The organism is Pseudomonas sp. GD03944 (genome assembly GCF_029839275.1).
Taxonomy (GTDB): Bacteria; Pseudomonadota; Gammaproteobacteria; order Pseudomonadales; family Pseudomonadaceae; genus Aquipseudomonas.
In genome coordinates this window covers 164,081-183,550 of record NZ_JAOCAH010000002.1, presented here as the reverse complement: position 1 = coordinate 183,550, position 19,470 = coordinate 164,081, and the positions used below count along the sequence as shown (strand labels likewise).

The window sequence follows — 19,470 nt, the reverse complement described above, 5'->3', positions numbered from 1 at the left end:
AGGAATGTGCGGGCGCGCTATAGTTCGCGCCCTCAAATGGTGCGGTAAGGTGTGGCGGTGAGTGCATTCGATGAGTGGGTGAGGTCGTTCTGGCCTGCCGCAATGCCGGTCAAGCGCAGCGAGCAGGCGCTCAGTTGCCTGGGCGCGGGCCTGGGCCTGCTGTTCACCGCCTGGCTGTGCGGTTACACCCAAGGCCTGGACAATCCCTGGCTGATCGCGCCGATGGGCGCCTCGGCGGTGCTGCTGTTCGCGGTACCGGCCAGCCCCCTCGCACAACCCTGGTCCATTCTCGGTGGCAACACCCTCAGTGCCCTGGTGGGCGTTGCCTGCGCCACCTGGCTGGGCCATAGCGCCCCCGTAGCGGCCCTGGCGGGTGGCCTGGCCATCGCCGCGATGTTCAGCCTGCGCTGCCTGCATCCACCGGGCGGCGCCGTGGCCCTGACCGCCGTGCTGGCCGGGCCGGAAGTGTCCGATCTGGGGTTCTATTTCGCCCTGTACCCGGTGGCGCTCAATGCCTCGGGTTTGCTGCTGCTCGGCTTGCTGTTCAACAACGCCCTGCGCCGTCGTTACCCGCACCGTCCGGTGGAGCACGCCAATGCACACGGCACCCGCGATGCCATCCCGCGCGATCGCCTGGGCTTCACCCCGGAAGACCTGGATGCGGTGCTGGAGGCCCGGGGCGAGTTGCTGGACATCAGCCGCGACGACCTGGAAGAAATCCTCCAGCAGACCGAGCTGCGCGCTTACCGCCGACGTTTCGGCGAGATTCGCTGCGAAGACATCATGTCCCGGGACGTGCTGAGCGTCCTGCCGGATGCGAGCCTGGCCGACGCCATGGCCCAGCTCGCCGAACACCGCCTGGGCGCCTTGCCGGTGATCGATGAGGACAACCGGCTGCAGGGCATGCTGTACCTGCACGACCTGCTGACTGTCGACCTCGACGATGCCGCGCTGTCGGTGCGCAGCCAGATGCGCCGCCAGGTCAGCACCTGCCGCGCCGACTGGCCGATCACCTACCTGGTCGACACCCTGTCCGACGGCCTGGAGCACAAGGTGCCGGTGGTCGACGAAGACAGGCACCTGCTGGGCATCATCACCCAGTCCGACCTGGTGGCCGCGCTGTTCCGCGTCTCCCTGGAAACCTATTCCGTTCGCTCCTGAATCCCGAGCAGTCGCCGGGCACAGTCGAGAAAGCCCGGCAGGCACGGGTTGTCGTTGTCCCCATTCCAGTAGAGCCCCTGCTCGATGCGCGGCGAGTCGAGCAGCGGGCGCAGCACCGCGCCCTCCAGCTGCATGCGGCGCATCGAGTCCGGCACCAGGGCCACACCCAGGCCGGCGGACACCAGGTTGACGATGGTCTGCTGCAGGTGGGTTTCCAAGCGGATCAACGGGGTGAAGCCGTGCTCCCGGCAGCAGCGGAACAGCGCTTCGTGCAACGCCGGTGCGGTGCTGGCGGGAAAACTGATGAAGGGCTCATCGGCCAGCTGTGCCACGTCGATGCGTGCCTGTGCAGCCAGCGGATGGTCGGCCGGCAGCACCGCGCACAGCGGCTCGTGGTGCAGCGCCTGGTAACGCAGGTGCCGCGGCAGGTGGCTGGGGAAGGCGATGCCGATGTCGGTGCTGCCGCTGCTCAGGGCGCTCTGCAGGTCCCGGGGCAGGGTTTCGCTCAGGTGCAGTTGCACGGATGGGCGTTCGGCGGTGTAGGCCTTGATCAGCCTGGGCAGCAGGTTCCAGGCGGCGCTCATGGTGAAGCTCAGGCGCAGCTCGCCCTGATCGCCCCGGGCGGTGGCCTGGGCATTGCGCCGCGCGCCATCCAGGCCGTCGAGCAGGGCCTTGGCCTGTCGGTAGAACTGCTCGCCGGCCTGGGTCAGTTGCACGGTGCGCGACGTGCGGTTGAACAACTGCACCCCCAGTTCCTGCTCCAGGGCGCTGATCTGCCGGCTCAGCGGCGGCTGGGTGATGTGCAGCAATTCAGCTGCCCGGCCGTAATGCAGGGTCTCGGCGAGCAGGGTGAAATAGCGCAACTGGCGAAATTCGATCATCGATGCGTTTCGGGTATGGATAGAGCCTTCAAATAGCATTAGACGGTATCGATTGCCAGCTCTACGCTTGCCCACCGTTCGCGATTGCACGCCGAGACCCTGCTCCAGGGCGCTGATCTGCCGGCTCAGCGGCGGCTGGGTGATGTGCAGTAATTCAGCTGCCCGGCCGTAATGCAGGGTCTCGGCGAGCAGGGTGAAATAGCGCAACTGGCGAAATTCGATCATCGATGCGTTTCGGGTATGGATAGAGCCTTCAAATAGCATTAGACGGTATCGATTGCCAGCTCTACGCTTGCCCACCGTTCGCGATTGCACGCCGAGTATTTCGATGGCCTCCGTTTTCAACGTCATTCTGCCGGTCTTCGCCCTGATCCTGGCCGGTTTCCTGTGCCGCCGCTGGGGTATTCTCGGCGCCAGCGCCGCATCGGAAATCAACCGCATGGTGGTCTGGCTGTGCCTGCCGGCGTTGCTGTTCAAGGCCACGGCAACGGCGGCCTGGGAGCAGATCTGGCAGCCGCAGTTCATCCTGGTCTATAGCGGCGCCACGCTGGCGGTGTTCGCCGTCACCCTGCTCTGGCGCCTGCGCCACACCGGCAACCTGGCCGACGCCAGCATCCAGGGCCTCAGCGCCTCCTACGCCAACACCGGCTACATGGGTATTCCCCTGTGCCTGCTGGTGCTGGGCGACGCCGGCCTGGCCCCGGCCCTGGTGGCCACGCTGATCGTGGTATGCGTGCTGTTCGCCCTGGCGGTGGTGTGTATCGAAGTGGCGCTGCAGGACGAGAAGAGCCTGCACCGCGCCGTGGCCAAGGTGGCTCTGGCGCTGGCCAAGAACCCGCTGGTGGTGTCGCCCTTGCTCGGGGGCCTGTGGGCCGCCAGTGGGCAATCGCTGGCGGTGCCGGTGGAGCAGTTCCTGACCCTGCTGGCCAGCGCCACCGCGCCTTGTGCGTTGATCTCCCTGGGCCTGTTCCTGGCCCACAAGCAGGTCGGTCGCGGGGAGGGCAGCATCCCGCTGGTGCTGATCAAGCTGGTCGCCCACCCGTTGATCACCTGGGTGCTGGCGTTCCACGTCTTCAACCTTCCGCCGCTGTGGGCCTATGCCGCGCTGCTGATGAGCGCGTTGCCCACCGGTACCGGGCCGTTCATGCTCGCCGAGTTCTACCGGCGCGAAGCCGCCGTGGTGTCTTACACGATTCTGCTCTCTACCCTGGGCTCGCTGGTGACCTTGTCGCTGTGCCTGTACCTGATGGGAACCGCGGGGTAGGGCAGCGCCTCGCGCTTTGACGCTGGGCGCCTGGCTGCGGCCTAATAGCCGCCTGATTTCGTGAGTCCTGCCATGCCCGTATCCGCCCGCTCCCCGTCGAACATGCGCCCCAGCACCCTGCACCTGCCCCAGGGGCAATGGGACACCGTGCTGGACTGCCTGTGCGCGCATTTCCCGGCCATCGACCGCGAGGTGTGGCTGTCGCGCATGGCGCGCGGCCGGGTGCTGGATGCCGGCGGCCAGCCGATCGGCCCTGAGGCGCCGTACCAGGCGGGGCTGCGGGTGCACTATTTTCGCGAGGTGCCGGCAGAGACGCCGATTCCCTTCACCGAAAGCGTGTTGTACGTGGATGAACACCTGCTGGTGGCCGACAAGCCGCATTTCCTGCCGGTGATGCCGGCCGGCGAGTACGTCGAGCAGACCCTGCAGGCGCGCCTGGCCAAGCGCCTGGGCAATGACGATCTGGTGCCGCTGCACCGTATCGACCGGCACACTGCCGGGCTGGTGCTGTTCTCCACCCACCGTGCCAGCCGTGGCGCCTACCAGGCGCTGTTTCGCGAACGCCTGATGGACAAGCGCTACGAGGCCCTGGCGCCGGCGTTGCCCGGGCTCGCGTTCCCGCTGACCCGGGCCACCCGTTTCGAGGCGGGCGAACCGTTCTTTCGCATGCAGGAAGTGCCCGGGGCAGCGAACACCGAAACCCGTGTCGACGTCGCCGAGAAGCTGGGTGACCTGTGGCGTTACGCGCTGTACCCGGTGACGGGCAAGAAGCATCAGTTGCGGGTGCACATGGCGGCCCTGGGCGCACCGATCTGCAACGACCCGTTCTACCCCGAGGTGAGTGATGCCGCCGATGCGCCGGACGACTACAGCAAACCCCTCAAACTCCTGGCCCACAGCCTGCGCTTCATCGACCCGGTGACCGGCGCCGAGCGGTACTTCGAGAGCCAGTTGAGCCTGACCTGATCGTTGGCCTGATCGTTCCCACGCTCCGCTACGGAGGAGGAGGTGCCAGGACTACCGCTGGTGACGCAGAGCGTCACGGGATTCGGCTCCCACGCGGAGCATGGGAGCCATCACGCGAATACAGCGCGCTTCCTGTCGCTCGTTCCCACCCTCTGCGTGGGCATGCAGCCCCGGACGCTCTGCGTCCGCTACGTTCGGTAAGGTGGATGACGTTCTGAAGCGCTCGCGGGCAAGCCCGCTCCTAGACGCGGACGGTACCTTCCGTAGGAGCGGGCTTGCCCGCGAGCTTTGTCGTTTTCAGCGGCCGCGCGGCCTCGCCTGCTCAACAGCCTTACTCTCCGGGCGCTTTCGGCGCCGCCTGCCACAGCACTTCGTCGATGCCCTGACGCCGGGCGATCAGGCGGGCGGCGACGAACAGCAGGTCGGACAGCCGGTTGACGTAGGCCAGGCCCACGCCGCGAATCGGCTCGATGGCGTTCAACGCCTGGCAGCGTCGCTCCGCGCCACGGGCCAGGCTGCGGCAGACGTGGGCCTGGGCGATCAGGCGGGAGCCGCCGGGCAGAATGAAGTTTTCCAGTGGCCCGACTTCCTCGTTCCAGCGGTCGATCAGCGCCTCCAGGCGCTCGACTTCGCCCGCTTGCAGGGCCTGGTACTCGGGCATGGCCAATTCACCGCCCAGGTCGAACAGGCGGTGTTGGCAGGGCGTGAGCGCCTCAGTGATCTCGAGCAGCCCCGGGCAGGTCGTTTGCTGCTGCGCCAGTTCCGCCAGCAGCAGGCCGAGCTGGCTGTTGAGCGTGTCCACCTCGCCGATGGCCTCGACCCGCGGGTGGTCCTTGGGCACGCGACGGCCGTCGGCCAGACCGGTTTCACCGGCGTCGCCGGTGCGGGTGTAGATTTTCGACAGTCGATAACCCATGGTCAGAGGTCCGAGGTGGGGAAGGCGAGGGGCAGGCGCAGGGTGAAGCAGGTGCCCTGGTGCAGTTTGGAATGCACTTCCATCTGCCCTTTGTGGTTGTTGGTGACGATGAAGTAGGAGACCGACAGGCCCAGGCCGGTGCCCTGGCCCACTTCCTTGGTGGTGAAGAACGGCTCGAAGATGCGTTTGCGTACGGACTCCGGCATGCCCACGCCGTTGTCTTCCACCTGCACTTCCATCCACGGCGGGCTCTGCCGGATGCGCAGGGTGATCTGCCCGGGAATGCTGTCGTCTTCGCGCTGGTGAATGGCCTGGGCGGCGTTCTTCAGCAGGTTGAGCAGCACCTGCTCCAGTTCATTGGCGGTGCCGGGCACCGGTTCGATGTGCGCGTCGAACTCGCGGTGGATGAGCAGGCTCTTGAAGTCGAAGCTTTCGGTGAGGTCGAAGTCGTTGCTGGCGATTTCCAGGGCCTGGTCCATCAGTACCGGCAAGTTGCAGGGCGTCAGCTGCCGGTTACTGCGGCGGCTGAAGCTGAGCATGTGGGTGACGATCTTGGCGGCCCGGGTGCCCGCCTGCTGGATGCCGTCGAGCAGTTGCGGCACTTCCCGGGCCTCCAGGTAGCGGTCGATGGTGCTCAGGTCCACGCCGATCTGCTGGGCCTGGTCGCGGTTCTTCTCCAGTTCCGGCGACAGGCGTCGGCGGATGTTCTGCACGTTGTGCAGGATGGCGCCGAGCGGGTTGTTGATCTCGTGGGCCATGCCCGCGGCCAGGCCGCCGACCGACAGCATCTTTTCCGACTGCACCATCATTTCTTCCAGGCTCAGGCGCTGGGTGATGTCGTCGATGCGGATCACCACGCCGCGGCCGGTGCCCCCCATCAGCGGGTAGAAGGTCAGGGCGTAGTGGCGCAGTTCCTCGTCCTTGCTCCAGGTGACCCGCTCGATTTTCTCCACCCGGTGCAGCTCCACGGTGCGCTTGATCTGCACCAGGAACGGCTTGAGCGGTGGGAAGGCGAGGAACACCGGCTGGTTCAGGGCCTCGTCCAGCGGCGTGCCGGAGAGGGCGCTGGCCTCCTGGTTCCATTGGGTGACGTAGAGCTGCTCGTCCAGGGCGATCAGCGCCGACGGCATGGAGTCGATGATGCTGTTGAGGTAGTTCTGAAAGCCGGTGAGCTTCTTCTCGATCTTGCTGCGCACCTGGACTTCGAGTTCCAGCTTGCGGTTGGAATGACGGGTTTCCTCAGCCAGGGTCTGGGCCTGGTCGAAGGCTTCCTGGGCATCGTCCCGGGCGCGCTTGAGCTGCTGCTCGCGGGCCTCGATGCGCATCAGCATGGTGTTGAAGGCATCGGCCAGGCTGCCGATTTCGTCCTGGTTGCCGCGGCGCGCGCGCAGGGAGTAGTTCTCCTCGCGGGTGACCTGGCGCGATAGCTCTTCCAGCTTGCGGATCGGCTTGGTCACCAGGCGGCGGATCTGCCGTGCCACCAGCAGCCAGAGCAGCACGCTGAATGCCAGGATCGCCAGGCTGGCGGTCAGGGTGCCGGTGTAGAAGGCGCCGGGCAGCTCGCTGGAGGCCACCAGCAGCAGGTGGCCGGGGCGGCCATTGGGCTGGGGCAGGTCGACCATGTGGTTGGTGCGGAATTCGCTGTGGCGCCAGCTCTCCAGCTGCTCGACGCGCAACGGCAGTTGCAGTTTTTCGCCACGTTGCAGCTGGGCCAGGCTGTTGCCGTTGCTGTCGTAGATGATCGCGGCGCGCAGCGGTGCATAGTTGTCCAGGCGCTTGAGCACTTCTTCTGCCGCCTGCGACGAACTCAGGGCCTCGCGGCTCAGTGACGGGCTGGCGATGAGCCGGCCGAGGGTGTTCAGGGCCTGGGGCGCGACGCTCTCCTGGGAGATCCAGTAGGCAGCACTGATGAAGGCCAGGTTGGCCACCAGCAGGACGGTGGCCAGCAGGACCAGCAGCGCGGCGAGCAGCTTGCGGCCAACCGGCAGATTTTCGAGGCGCTGGCGCAGGGGCATGGCGGGAAAGTCGCTATGGCAGGAGGTTGGCGCAGGGTAACGCGGGGCTCACTGGCGGGGCAATCCACGGGCCGCCAGGTGGTCGAGCAGGCGTGCATGCAGTGCCGTCAGGTGCGGCAGGACCAGGCGATGACGCTGCGCGGTGGCGCAGGCATGGCCCAGCAGATAGGCCACTTCGGTGCGCCGGCCCTGGCTCACGTCCTGGTGCATGGAGGAGTAGTTCAGGGCCGTGGCCTGGATCACCCGGCGCACATCCTCCAGCAGGTTCTCGGCGGCAGCGGGCTGGCCACAGGTGGTCAGCAGCTCGGTGAGTTCGGCGCACAGGGTGGCGACCTCCGCCGGGTGCTGCGCCAGGCCGCCGTTGCGGCAATCGTGCAGGACGGTCAGGGGGTTGATGGCGCAGTTCAACGCCAGCTTGCGCCACAGCCGGCTGGTGATGTCCAGGCTCCATTCGTGGGCGATGCCGCTGCGTTGCAGGTCGGTAAGCCAGGCCGGTGGGGTCAGGTCATGCGGGTCGCCCAGCCAAGTGTTGCCGTGGCCGGCGAAGACCACGCGCCAGGGGCCATCGCGGAACGCGCCTTCGGTGCTCGAGGCGAGGATGCAGCGGGCGTGGGGCAGGCGGGCGGCCACCGCATCCTGGCTGCCCAGGCCGTTCTGCAGCAGGATCACCTCGGCGCCTGGGACCAGGCGCGGTGCCAGGCGAGTCGCGGCGGCTTCGGCGTCGTAGGCCTTGCAGGCCAGCAGCAAGCGCTGGATGGGCGCCTTGTCGGTGACGCAGGAGGCGGGCAGGGGGCAGTGATAGGCCTCGCCCTGTTCGACCAGGGTCAGGCCGCCGGCCTGGCGGTAGTCGGCCAGGCGCTGTTCATCGCGCAGCAGCAGGTGCACCGGCAGGCCCGCGCGGGCCAGGCGCACGGCCCAGAGACTGCCCAGGCTACCGGCGCCGAGGATATGCCACATCTGTGTTGCCTATTCAGCGGTGAAGGAGGCCCCGGCCATCGCCGGGTGCGGCATCACTTCGGCAGGGGCAGGCGCATGGCGGCGACCCGGCCACTGCCGTAGGACTCGGGCAACAGTTTAGCGGCATGTTCGATCAGCTGTTCAGGCTCGATCGGCAGCGCCTTGCTGTCCAGGCCCACCAGGCTGATACCGGCCTTGAGGGTGATGAAGCCTTCGCTGGTTTTGAACGCCTTGAGGTTGATGCCCTCGTGCAGGCGCTTGAAGCTGCTCGGCGAGCACTCGTGCAGGTCTTCGAGCAGGGTGATCAGGGCGAAGTGGTTGTCGTCCAGGCGCACCAGCACGTCCAGCGGGCGTACCAGCTGCTGCAGGCGGCGGGCGACGCCGTGCAGCAGTTCGTTGTAGAAGGTCTTGCCGTACTGGTTGCGCAGTTCGCCGGCTTCCTGCAGGCCGATCAGCAGGTAGCACAGGGCGCCGCCGCGGGACTCGACCTGGCGCAGGCTGTCGAGCAGCTTCTGACGCAGGTAGCGGGTGTTGCCCAGGCCGGTCAGGGAGTCGACCAGGTTGCGCTTTTCCAGGCTGGCGATGTTCTCGGTCAGCAGGCGGTTTTCCTGGAGCAGGCGCTGCAGGGTGTTGCACAGGCGGTCCGCGGCGTACACGCGCGGCACCAGTTGCTCGTTCATCGCCGACTTGCTGATGAAGTCGTCCACGCCGCGATCGAACGCCTCGCTGAGCACGTTCTCGCCTTCCTTGCCGGTGAGCAGGATGACGTAGGTGTAGTGGTCCGCCATCTCGTCGAGCTGCCGCACCCGGCCGGTCAGTTCCAGCCCGTCCATCTCCGGCATCAGCCAGTCCGCCAGCAGCACGCTGGCCGGGCGCTCTTCGAGCTGCCGGATGGCTTCGGCGGCACTGTTGGCGAAGCGAACGTCCTGGTAACCAGCCTGGGTCAGGGCACGACCGATCATGGCGCTGGAGAACTTGGCGTCGTCCACCACCAGAATGCTGAGATGAGGGTTGGGCATGGTGACAGGCTCGTTAAAAGTCGCGGGGGCCCGGTGCAATGCCGGGCAGTCTATGTCGCTACGGATATATAATGACTGCGTTTTTTTACCGTCAAGCCAGGCGAAGCCCATCCGTGATGTGGGTCGCGCCGTCTATCTGGAGGAAGCCCATGCCCTCGTTCGACGTGGTGTCCGAGCTGGACAAACACGAAGTGACCAACGCCATCGATAACGCCATCAAGGAACTGGAGCGTCGTTATGACCTGCGTGGAAAAGGGAGCTTCGAGCTGAAAGAGCTGACCGTCAACCTGACCGCCGAAGCCGATTTTCAACTGGAGCAGATGATCGAGATTCTCAAGCTCTGCCTGGTAAAGCGCAAGATCGATGTGCAGTGTCTCGAGCTGAAAGATGCCTACGCCTCGGGCAAGAACGTGAAGCAGGAAGCCACCCTGCGCGAAGGCATCGACAAGGAGCTGGCGAAGAAGATCGTCGCCCACATCAAGGACAGCAAGCTGAAGGTGCAGGCCGCCATCCAGGGCGAGCAGGTGCGCATCACCGGCAAGAAGCGTGACGACCTGCAGGAAGCCATCGCCAGCCTGCGTGCCAAGGACTTCGGCATGCCGCTGCAGTACAACAACTTCCGCGACTGAGTCCGCCAGCGTTGAACCCAGGCGACGGATTGGCGTCGCAACTGGTGTCGTCGCGAATAAACCGCCATGGCTTGCCATGGCGGTTTCGTTTCAGGCGCGGGAAAACGGTTGCGTGACCCAGACAACATGAGAAGGAGTGTCCAATGGAGATGAATTTCGACCAACTGGTAACCATGTCCCAGGCCTGGTTACCGGTGGTGCTGCACTACAGCGGCAAGCTGACGCTGGCGCTGATTACCCTGCTGATCGGCTGGTGGCTGATCAGCGCCCTGACCCGCAAGGTCAGCGCGCTGATGGACACGCGCAAGATCGACCGCGCGCTGCACAGCTTCATTACCAGCCTGGCGAGCATCATCCTGCGGGTCCTGCTGGTGATCAGCGTGGCCTCGATGATCGGCGTCGAAACCACCTCGTTCATCGCCGTGATCGGTGCCGCGGGCCTGGCCATCGGCCTGGCGTTGCAGGGCAGCCTGGCGAACTTCGCCGGCGGCGTGCTGATCATGTTGTTCCGCCCGTTCAAGGCCGGCGACTGGATCGAAGCGCAGGGCGTTTCGGGCTCGGTGGACTACATCCAGATCTTCCACACCGTGCTGCGCACTGGCGACAACAAGGTGGTGATCGTGCCCAACGGCACCCTGTCCAACGGCATCATCACCAACTACTCGCGCCAGGCCACGCGCCAGGTGCTGTATGACGTGAAGGTCGACTACGACACCAACCTGGCCAAGGCCCGCGAGGTTCTGCTGGAGCTGGCCAAGGACCCGCGCGTGCACGAGACGCCGGCGCCCGTGGTCGTGGTGTCGGCCCTGGGCGAAACCTCGATCAACCTGTCCCTGCGCCTGTGGACCGCCAACAGCGACTACTGGGGCGTGATCTTCATGCTCAACGAGACGGTGCGTGATCGCCTGCGCGAAGCGGGTGTGGAACTGGCGCAGCCGCCCCGGCTGCTGCAGGTGCTGCCCGGCAAGGCGGAGTGAGGCATCAGCGGGAATGAAAAAGGCCGGCATGATGCCGGCCTTTTTCATGGTTGTTCGGGCGACTTGGCAGGTGCCGCGGGCGCTTCGTCCATGGGCTGCGGCGCACCCCGGCGCCACTGCAGGACGATCAGGATCAGCGTCGGCACCCCGAGCAGGGCGGTGACCAGGAAGAACTGGGCGTAGCCGAGCTTCTCCACCATGACCCCCGAATAGCCGCCGATCAGGCGCGGCAGCAGCAGCATGATCGAGCTGAGCAGCGCGTACTGGGTGGCCGAGAACTTCAGGTTGGTCAGGCTCGACAGGTAGGCGACGAAGGCCGAGGTCGCCAGGCCGGCGCTGAAGTTGTCCGCCGAAATGGTGAAGATCAGCATCCTCAGGTCCGGGCCCATGCCGGCCAGCACCAGGAACAGCAGGTTGGTGGCCGCCGAGGCCGCACCGCCGATGAACAGGATCGGCAGGATGCCGAAACGCACGATCAGCAGGCCGCCGACGCCGGCACCGACCAGGGTCATGACCAGGCCGAAGAGCTTGCTGACGCTGGCGATCTGGTCCTTGGTGAAGCCCTGGTCGATGTAGAACACGTTGGCCATGACGCCCATGACCGTGTCGGACATGCGGTAAGTGGCGATCAGGCCGAGCAGCACCAGGGCCTGCCAGCGGTAGCGCAGGATGAAGTCGTTGACCGGCGTGAGCACTGGCGCCAGCCCGCGGCGCCCCATGGACGACAGGCACAGGGCGGTGAGGATGGTGTAGAGCAGGGCGCGCAGGAACGCGCGGTCTTCCAGCAGCAGGTCGAGCAGGCTGGCTTCGCCGCGGATCACGCTTTCGAAATCGGTGTGGTAGAGCTGGGTGAACATCGCCGGCACGGAAATCAGCAGGACGATCAGTACCAGCACCGAGGCGATCTGATGGCTGAACCCGTAGCGTCCGGCGGCCAGCTGGGTGCGCAGCGGCACGTTGGGCTCGCGCATCCACAGGGTGGTCAGCAGGCCCGGCAGCATCAGCATGGCGAACAGCATGTAGGTGCCGGCCCAGGCGCCGTGCTGGTAGAGCTGGGCGGTGGAACCGAAGCCTTCGGCGAAATACAGGGCGCCGGCGGTGGCCAGCAGCGCGGCGACCCGGTAGCCGGCCATGTAGCTGGCGGCGAGGGCGGCCTGGCGGGTATCGTCGACGATCTCCAGGCGGTAGGCGTCCACCGCGATGTCCTGGGTGGCGGAGGCGAAGGCCACCAAGACTGCCAGGGCGATCAACCAGGTGAGGTGGGTCTGCGGGTCGCACAGCGCCATGCCGGCCAGTCCGATGGCGATCAGCACCTGCGACAGCACCAGCCAGGAGCGGCGACGGCCCATGCGCCCGAGCAGCGGCAGGCGCCATTGGTCGAGCAGCGGCGACCACACCCACTTGAAGGCGTAGGCCAGGCCGATGAGGCTGGCGAAGCCGATGGTTTCACGGGCCACGCCCGCTTCGCGCAGCCAGACCGACAGGGTCGAGAACACCAGCATGTAGGGCAGGCCGGCGGCGAACCCCAGGATCAGAAGAACCAGCGTGGCAGGACTGGAGTAGGCGTCGATGGCATCGCGCCAGCTTTTACGAGGCATTGGGCGGGTTTCGGCCTGGGGGTGATCGGACAAAGGGCGCACTCTAACCGCTGTGCTCCATCGGGCGCCAGCCATGCCGTCGGATATCCACCCGCTCGTTGTGGATAAACACACCTTCGGCACGCAAACGGGCCCGTTGCTCCTCGCCGGATACGGTGCCGGCGGCCAGGCTCAGGCGTCCGCCGGCGGCGATCACGCGGTGCCAGGGCAGGGTGGTGCCTTCGGGCAACTGGCTGAGCGTACGGCCCACCCAGCGGGCGGCACGGCCCAGGCCCGCGAGCTCGGCCAACTGGCCATAGCTCACCACGTGGCCTTCCGGAACCTGCGAGAGGGCGATGTACAAGGCTTCACGGCGTATCTCCTGATTCGTCGGCGCAGGCGGCTGCGTGGCATGCAGGCTGTCCTGTGCGGGGTCCTTCTGTCGTTTGCCTGCCATGCTCGGTATCCCGCTGCCAGTGCTGGTGAATCGGCGTACTTCGTCGGCCGCGATGGGCCCTGTCGAAGGCATTCCGGTGTTCGCCACGATTCTACTGTGTGGCAGCGGTCAGCTGGCGTTGAAACGGCAGGTCGGCCAGAAACTGAAGGATTGGAAGGGCGCGGCTTCGCTTAGTTCCTGAGCGCCCGTAATCCGTCGTCTTGCGCGGCGTCAGTTACCCGTGCAGCGCTGAAAGCCGCTGCAAAATGTTGATTTATTGATCGATTGACGTGAACTCGACCGTATTCTGTCGGTCACTCCTTGCTCAGCCACCGTGCTTGCGGATAATGCCGGCACCTTGCGAATCAGAGCAGTTAACGTCCGCCTATGTTTTCCAGAACAATGCTTTGCCTGGCCCTTTCTGCGGCCACGACGCCCGTGATGGCCGATACCGTCTGGTTGAAGAACGGTGATCGCCTGACCGGCAAGATCAAACTCTTCGATGGCGGCAAGTTGCTGCTGGAAACCGACTACGGTGGCTCGATCCCCCTGGATTGGAAAAAGATCGCCACCCTGGAAAGCGACCAGGAGCTGCTGGTCAAGGAAGACGCGGTGACCGGTGAGCGCGCCAAGTCGCTGAAGGCCGCCGAGCCGGGCAAGGTGATCCTGGCCAATGGCGACACGCCACGCACCATCGAGCTGGCCAAGATCGAACAGATCATCAAGCCCAAGCCGGTGATCGAAGACCTGACCTGGAAGGGCAACATCGACGCGGCGTTGGACTACAAGCGCGCCGAGAACGACACCGACGACTACGACGTCGACTTCAAGACCCAGGCACGCCATGGCCTGTGGCGGCACAACGCCGAGGCCGGCTACAACCGCGAGTTGAAGGATGACGTGGTCACTACCGACAACTGGAACGCCGGTTACGCGCTGGACCGCTTCATCGACGAGAAATGGTTCTGGCAGGGCCGCCTGGCCTACAAGCGCGACAAGATCGAAGACCTGGCCCGCGAGCGCACCATCGGTACCGGTCCGGGTTACCAGTTCTGGGACAACGAGCTGGGCGCCTTCTCGGTGGCCGGCCTGTTGAATCGCACGGACCACGAGTACGCCACCGGCGAGAAGGAAAACTTCTACGCCATCAGCATGCGCTGGGACTACAACCGCTACCTGGTGGGCAAGACCATCGAGCTGTTCAGCACCGGCGAACTGGGCCGTCCGCTCGACGACGCCGCCAGCTACACCCTGGATGCGGAGTTGGGCCTGCGCTACAAGGTGACCGACTGGGCGTCGCTGAACATGAAGGCCGAGAAGGACATTCTCAGCGGCTCCGACGGCGACGTCGACGAGACCCGCTACAGCCTGGGCTTCGGCGTCGGCTGGTAAGCCACGTGTTCTGCAAAGCCCCGCGATCGCGGGGCTTTTTCATGCGCCCATAAAAAAGCCCCGCCGTGGCTGGCGGGGCTTTTCGCGGCGGCGACGGTTACAGGCGCAGGCCGCCGTCGAGTTCCAGGATGCGACCGGTGTAGTAGTCGTTTTCCAGGATGTAGGCCACCGAGTGGGCGATTTCCACCGGCTTGCCCATGCGGCGCAGCGGAATGCCCGCGGTCATCTTCTCCAGGGCTTCGGGCTTCATGTTGCCGGTCATCTCGGTTTCGATGAAACCCGGCGCCACGCCGGCGACACGGATGCCGTAGCGCGCCAGTTCCCGGGCCCAGACCACGGTGTCGGCCGCGACACCGGCCTTGGCGGCGGAGTAGTTGGCCTGGCCGATGTTGCCGGCGCGGGAGATCGAGGAAATGTTGACGATCGCGCCCTGGTTCTGCAGCTCGATCATCTTGGCCGCGACCTCACGGGTGCAGAGGAACACGCCGGTCAGGTTGACGTCGATCACCGATTGCCACTGGGCCAGGCTCATCTTGCTCATTTCGCCGTCCTTGACCTTGATGGTCAGGCCGTCGCGCAGGATGCCGGCGTTGTTCACCAGGCCGTTGATGGCACCGAAGTCTTCCGCCACCTGGGCGACCATGTGGGTCACCTGCTCTTCATTGGCCACGTTGCACAGGTAGGCGCGGGCGTCACCGCCGGCGGCCTTGCAGGCGGCCACGGCTTCGTCGAGCTTCTCCTGGTTGAGGTCGACGAGGGCCAGACGGGCGCCTTTCGCCGCCAGGTATTCGCCCATGGCACGGCCCAACCCCTGGCAGCCGCCGGTGATGATGATGACTTTGTCTTTGAGCTGCATGGTTTTCCCCTCAAGATGGTGCTTGATTGGCCTTGCTGGCGCGGTAACCGCTGGTCGAGGCGCCTGTCCGTTTGTGACGGATTCTATGCAAGGAGTCATAAGGTGAGCGTGAAAGCCGGCAAGCATGCACGAGAATTGTTGCTCAAGGAATACCGCGGCGTGCTCAGCACCCTGTCCAAGGCCATGCCTGGCTTTCCTTTCGGATCAGTGGTGCCGTACTGCCTGGATGCCCAGGGTTATCCGCTGATCTTGATCAGCCGCATTGCCCAGCACACCCACAACCTCAAGCAGGACGCCAAGTGCTCCCTGCTGGTAGGCGAGCGGGGCGCCAAGGACGTGCAGGCCGTTGGCCGCCTGACCCTGCTGGCCGAGGCCCGGCAACTGCAGGAGGAGGCCGAGATCGCGGGGGCGGCCGAGCGTTACTACCGCTACTTCCCCGAGTCCCAGGGCTACCACCAGGCCCACGATTTCGATTTCTGGCGCCTGGAACCGGTGCGCTGGCGCTACATCGGCGGCTTCGGTGCGATCCACTGGCTGGATCAGGTGGCGCTGGCCAACGCCTTCGCCGGGGAGGCCGAGCGCAGCATGGTCGAGCACATGAACGAAGACCACGCGTCGGCCATCGCCCATTACGTCGAGCTGAGTGGCTTGCCGACCCATGCTCCGGCGCACCTGGCGGGCATCGACAGCGAAGGCTTCCACCTGCGCATCGGCCAGGGACTGCACTGGCTGGCGTTCCCGACGCCGTGCCGCAACCCCGGTGAAGTGCGCCAGGCCCTGGTATTGCTGGCGCGAGCCGAAGCCTGGCCAACGGCGGTACCCGACGCGCTGTAACGCTTTTACATACTTTCCGGACCGGCTTCAGCTTGAATTAAGAGCAATGCCCCATACTTCCTACTGACTGGAAGCCGTTCTTCCTTTAAGGACCCTGTGATGCGAGTTTTTCTGTTCCTCTTTCTGCTGTTCCCGATCATCGAGCTGGCGCTGTTGATCCAGGTTGGCAGCATGATCGGCGTATTGCCGACGCTGCTGCTGATCATCGGTACCGCCGTGCTCGGCAGCGTGTTGCTGCGCGTGGCCGGCGTCGCCACGGCCTGGCGGGCCCGCGAGAAGCTGGCCCACGGCGAGCTGCCCGAGCAGGAAATGCTCGAAGGCCTGCTGATCGCGGTCGGTGGCGGCCTGCTGCTGTTGCCGGGTTTCATCAGCGACTTCTTCGGCGTGCTGTGCCTGATCCCCTTCACCCGCCGCCTGCTGGTGAACAAGGTGCGCCAGCGTGCCGCCGACCAGGCCATGCGTCAGCGCGCCTTCGCCGATGACCTGGCCGCCCGCTCGGGGCAGACCCGCCCCAATGTGCTGGAAGGCGAGTACGAGCGCCGCGACTGACCGATGCCCGCTGTCAGGCAGGCAGCCCTTGGGCTGCCTGCCTTTTCCTTGCCTGCTCGCCAGGGCGGCAGGTCAAAAAATTTTCACCAGACGCCCTTGAAATCCCCTTGTACGCCCTTATGTAGCGGACACCGCAAGGTTTTCTGCCGGTTTCGGCAGATCAGACTTCAGCGTTGTGCCTGGCGCAGCGCAACCGGCCCCGCCGGACTTTGCTAACCCGCCGGTGACAGCACCGGCCGCTTAAAACAACCTATTGGGAGAGATCGACAATGAAGCTTCGTCCTCTGCATGACCGCGTCGTGATCCGTCGCAGCGAAGAAGAAACCAAAACCGCAGGCGGCATCGTGCTGCCGGGTTCCGCTGCCGAGAAGCCTAACCAGGGCGAGATCGTGGCTGTTGGTACCGGTCGCGTGCTGGACAACGGCGAAGTGCGCGCCCTGGCCGTCAAGGTCGGCGACAAGGTGGTATTCGGTCCTTACTCCGGCAGCAACACCGTCAAGGTCGACGGCGAAGACCTGCTGGTGATGGGCGAGAGCGAAATCCTCGCTGTCATCGAAGCCTGATCCCCGCGAATCTCCGTTTAACGTCAAGAATTGAGGAACCATTTCCATGGCTGCTAAAGAAGTTAAATTCGGCGACTCCGCCCGCAAGAAAATGCTCACCGGTGTGAACGTCCTGGCTGACGCCGTCAAAGCGACCCTCGGCCCGAAAGGCCGCAACGTGGTCCTGGAAAAGAGCTTCGGCGCTCCGACCATCACCAAGGACGGCGTATCCGTCGCCAAAGAAATCGAGCTGAAAGACCGCTTCGAAAACATGGGCGCTCAACTGGTCAAGGACGTTGCGTCCAAGGCCAACGACGCGGCCGGTGACGGCACCACCACCGCCACCGTTCTGGCTCAGGCCATCGTCAACGAAGGCCTGAAAGCCGTCGCTGCCGGCATGAACCCGATGGACCTGAAGCGCGGCATCGACAAGGCGACCATCGCCATCGTCAAGGAACTGAAAGAGCTGTCCAAGCCGTGCGCCGACACCAAGGCCATCGCTCAGGTAGGCACCATCTCCGCCAACTCCGACAACTCCATCGGCGACATCATTGCCGAAGCCATGGAAAAAGTCGGTAAAGAAGGCGTGATCACCGTTGAAGAAGGCTCGGGCCTGGAAAACGAACTGTCCGTCGTAGAAGGCATGCAGTTCGACCGTGGCTACCTGTCCCCGTACTTCATCAACAAGCCGGACACCATGGTCGCCGAGCTCGACGGCCCGCTGATCCTGCTGGTCGACAAGAAGATCTCCAACATCCGCGAAATGCTGCCGGTGCTGGAAGCCGTTGCCAAAGCCGGCCGCCCGCTGCTGATCGTGGCTGAAGACGTCGAAGGCGAAGCCCTGGCGACCCTGGTCGTGAACAACATGCGTGGCATCGTCAAAGTCGCTGCCGTCAAGGCACCGGGCTTCGGCGACCGCCGCAAGGCCATGCTGCAGGACATCGCCATCCTGACCGGCGGTACCGTGATTTCCGAAGAAGTCGGCCTGAGCCTGGAAAGCACCACCCTGGAGCACCTGGGTCAAGCCAAGCGCGTCGTGCTGAGCAAGGAAAACACCACCATCATCGACGGTGCTGGCCAGCAGTCCGACATCGAAGCCCGCGTTGCGCAGATCCGCAAGCAAGTCGAAGACACCACCTCCGACTACGACAAAGAGAAGCTGCAAGAGCGTCTGGCCAAGCTGGCTGGCGGTGTTGCCGTGATCAAGGTCGGTGCCGGTACCGAAGTCGAGATGAAAGAGAAGAAAGCCCGCGTTGAAGACGCCCTGCACGCGACCCGCGCAGCCGTCGAAGAAGGCGTGGTACCTGGCGGCGGTGTGGCCCTGGTACGTGCCCTGCAGGCCATCTCCGAGCTGAAAGGCGACAACGACGACCAGAACGTCGGTATCGCCCTGCTGCGTCGCGCTGTCGAAGCCCCGCTGCGCCAGATCGTCTCCAACGCCGGTGACGAGCCGAGCGTCGTGGTCGACAAGGTCAAGCAAGGTTCCGGCAACTTCGGCTACAACGCTGCAACTGGCGTCTACGGCGACATGATCGAGATGGGTATCCTCGATCCGGCCAAGGTCACCCGTTCCGCGCTGCAAGCTGCTGCCTCCATCGGCAGCCTGATGATCACCACCGAAGCGATGATCGCTGAAGTGGCTGACGACAAGGCTGCTCCGGCCATGCCGGACATGGGCGGCATGGGTGGCATGGGCGGCATGATGTAAGCCAGCCGGCACCCTGAGCTGTACCGAAAACCCCGCGCCTGTCGCGGGGTTTTTTTTGCCCTGCGGTCAGCAAAGCGGTACGCCCTTTGCTTTATTTCGTCCGCGCTATCGGCCCACGGCAACTTGTCGTCGGCCCTGTGGTCCCAGGACGGGCTCTGGCATGCGGCATGGTGATCCCGCACACGAATTGTCATGAAGCGACGGTACTGTGGCCCTCCCCGAAAAGGTGGGCATTTGGGTGACCCTTGCGGTGTTACCGCGGTGAAACACCCCACCGAACGATTCAACTCCAACCTTGCAAAAGGTACCCCGCGACGCGGCATTCGCCGCCTGCCGGCCGGGTTGATCAAGAAATGTACCGTTCGTCGCATCAGGCAACGAAACCGGAAGGGGTGTTCTAGGGTTAGCGAACAGCGTTTGGCAGCGCTATCAAGAGGTTGTGGTGATGAAGTTAGAAATTGCACGAGGTCTGTTCCTGGTCACCGCATTGGGCGTGGCGTCGATCGCCGCCGCGGCCTGGCACGAACCGCAGCCTGGGGTGCTGACCCACGAGGACCGAAGTTACTGCCCGATGCCGCCTGTGGCGAAGGTGTCGGAGCAGATGCGTCCCGACCAGGACCTGTTGCTGCTGATGTTCGGCTTGTCCCAGGGCATGGGCCCTCAGGGTTGAACGGCTAGTCCGTCATGAAAAAGCCCCGCTCAGGCGGGGCTTTTTCATGGCTGACGCACAGGCGCGAGAGGGCAGGGGAGCCCTGCGGTCGAGCAAGGCCGAAAACGAAAACGCCCGATGC

General features: G+C 65.0%; 19 protein-coding genes. 11 read left to right on the top strand and 8 right to left on the bottom strand.

Going from position 1 to position 19,470, the window contains the following annotated elements; translation table 11 throughout:
- The first annotated feature begins 57 nt into the window (after positions 1-57).
- Positions 58-1,161, top strand: coding sequence for an HPP family protein (locus N5C28_RS04550; protein WP_279820625.1), 1,104 nt, complete (start codon positions 58-60; stop codon positions 1,159-1,161).
- Here N5C28_RS04550 and N5C28_RS04545 read toward each other — a convergent pair.
- Positions 1,143-2,264 (bottom strand): LysR family transcriptional regulator, encoded by a 1,122-nt coding sequence (locus tag N5C28_RS04545; protein WP_279821066.1) that lies wholly within the window; start codon positions 2,262-2,264, stop codon positions 1,143-1,145. The genes N5C28_RS04550 and N5C28_RS04545 overlap by 19 nt on opposite strands.
- Positions 2,265-2,370: 106 nt before the next feature.
- On the opposite strand from N5C28_RS04545, the gene N5C28_RS04540 reads away from it, so the two are divergent.
- Together N5C28_RS04540 and N5C28_RS04535 are read left to right on the top strand one after the other, a co-directional pair.
- Positions 2,371-3,306, top strand: coding sequence for an AEC family transporter (locus N5C28_RS04540; RefSeq protein ID WP_279820623.1), 936 nt, complete (start codon positions 2,371-2,373; stop codon positions 3,304-3,306).
- Positions 3,307-3,378: 72 nt separating this feature from the next.
- Positions 3,379-4,272, top strand: a complete 894-nt coding sequence (locus N5C28_RS04535) for an RluA family pseudouridine synthase (RefSeq protein WP_279820621.1) — start codon at positions 3,379-3,381, stop codon at positions 4,270-4,272.
- Between the two features lie 331 nt (positions 4,273-4,603).
- Here N5C28_RS04535 and N5C28_RS04530 read toward each other — a convergent pair whose 3' ends face one another.
- From N5C28_RS04530 to N5C28_RS04515, 4 genes are read right to left on the bottom strand one after another with little or no spacing between them, the layout of a single operon-like run.
- Entirely contained in the window at positions 4,604-5,188 is a 585-nt protein-coding gene (locus N5C28_RS04530) for a cob(I)yrinic acid a,c-diamide adenosyltransferase (RefSeq protein ID WP_279820619.1), read from the bottom strand.
- Between the two features lie 2 nt (positions 5,189-5,190).
- A complete protein-coding gene (locus N5C28_RS04525) occupies positions 5,191-7,203 on the bottom strand; it encodes an ATP-binding protein (protein WP_279820616.1) in 2,013 nt (670 codons plus the stop codon).
- A gap of 48 nt (positions 7,204-7,251) precedes the next feature.
- On the bottom strand, positions 7,252-8,160 hold the full coding sequence (locus N5C28_RS04520; RefSeq protein ID WP_279820614.1) for a putative 2-dehydropantoate 2-reductase: 909 nt from the start codon (positions 8,158-8,160) through the stop codon (positions 7,252-7,254).
- A gap of 53 nt (positions 8,161-8,213) precedes the next feature.
- Complete coding sequence (locus N5C28_RS04515) at positions 8,214-9,179, bottom strand: response regulator (RefSeq protein ID WP_279820612.1); 966 nt, start codon at positions 9,177-9,179, stop codon at positions 8,214-8,216.
- Positions 9,180-9,328: 149 nt separating this feature from the next.
- On the opposite strand from N5C28_RS04515, the gene N5C28_RS04510 reads away from it, so the two are divergent.
- Both N5C28_RS04510 and N5C28_RS04505 read left to right on the top strand, forming a co-directional pair.
- Positions 9,329-9,808, top strand: a complete 480-nt coding sequence (locus tag N5C28_RS04510) for a YajQ family cyclic di-GMP-binding protein (RefSeq protein ID WP_279820610.1) — start codon at positions 9,329-9,331, stop codon at positions 9,806-9,808.
- Positions 9,809-9,951: 143 nt separating this feature from the next.
- Entirely contained in the window at positions 9,952-10,785 is an 834-nt protein-coding gene (locus N5C28_RS04505) for a mechanosensitive ion channel family protein (protein WP_279820609.1), read from the top strand.
- Between the two features lie 44 nt (positions 10,786-10,829).
- On the opposite strand, the gene N5C28_RS04500 is transcribed toward N5C28_RS04505, so the two are convergent.
- Positions 10,830-12,383 carry an AmpG family muropeptide MFS transporter gene (locus N5C28_RS04500; RefSeq protein WP_279820607.1) on the bottom strand — a complete coding sequence of 518 codons (1,554 nt, stop codon included), beginning with the start codon at positions 12,381-12,383 and terminating at the stop codon, positions 10,830-10,832.
- Positions 12,384-12,426: 43 nt separating this feature from the next.
- Complete coding sequence (locus N5C28_RS04495; protein ID WP_279820606.1) at positions 12,427-12,819, bottom strand: MGMT family protein; 393 nt, start codon at positions 12,817-12,819, stop codon at positions 12,427-12,429.
- 366 nt (positions 12,820-13,185) lie between these two features.
- Between N5C28_RS04495 and N5C28_RS04490 the strand changes: the two genes are divergently transcribed.
- Positions 13,186-14,190 (top strand): DUF481 domain-containing protein, encoded by a 1,005-nt coding sequence (locus N5C28_RS04490; RefSeq protein WP_279820604.1) that lies wholly within the window; start codon positions 13,186-13,188, stop codon positions 14,188-14,190.
- Between the two features lie 97 nt (positions 14,191-14,287).
- On the opposite strand, the gene N5C28_RS04485 is transcribed toward N5C28_RS04490, so the two are convergent.
- A complete protein-coding gene (locus N5C28_RS04485; RefSeq protein ID WP_279820602.1) occupies positions 14,288-15,046 on the bottom strand; it encodes an SDR family oxidoreductase in 759 nt (252 codons plus the stop codon).
- 102 nt (positions 15,047-15,148) lie between these two features.
- On the opposite strand from N5C28_RS04485, the gene N5C28_RS04480 reads away from it, so the two are divergent.
- From N5C28_RS04480 to N5C28_RS04460, 5 genes are all read left to right on the top strand, one after another.
- Positions 15,149-15,880, top strand: a complete 732-nt coding sequence (locus tag N5C28_RS04480; protein WP_279820601.1) for a HugZ family protein — start codon at positions 15,149-15,151, stop codon at positions 15,878-15,880.
- Between the two features lie 99 nt (positions 15,881-15,979).
- Positions 15,980-16,429 carry an FxsA family protein gene (locus tag N5C28_RS04475; protein ID WP_279820599.1) on the top strand — a complete coding sequence of 150 codons (450 nt, stop codon included), beginning with the start codon at positions 15,980-15,982 and terminating at the stop codon, positions 16,427-16,429.
- 269 nt (positions 16,430-16,698) lie between these two features.
- Positions 16,699-16,992, top strand: coding sequence for a co-chaperone GroES (locus N5C28_RS04470; RefSeq protein WP_279820597.1), 294 nt, complete (start codon positions 16,699-16,701; stop codon positions 16,990-16,992).
- Between the two features lie 46 nt (positions 16,993-17,038).
- A complete protein-coding gene (gene groL, locus N5C28_RS04465; protein WP_279820596.1) occupies positions 17,039-18,679 on the top strand; it encodes a chaperonin GroEL in 1,641 nt (546 codons plus the stop codon).
- A gap of 445 nt (positions 18,680-19,124) precedes the next feature.
- A complete protein-coding gene (locus tag N5C28_RS04460; protein ID WP_279820595.1) occupies positions 19,125-19,349 on the top strand; it encodes a hypothetical protein in 225 nt (74 codons plus the stop codon).
- Positions 19,350-19,470: the final 121 nt, after the last annotated feature.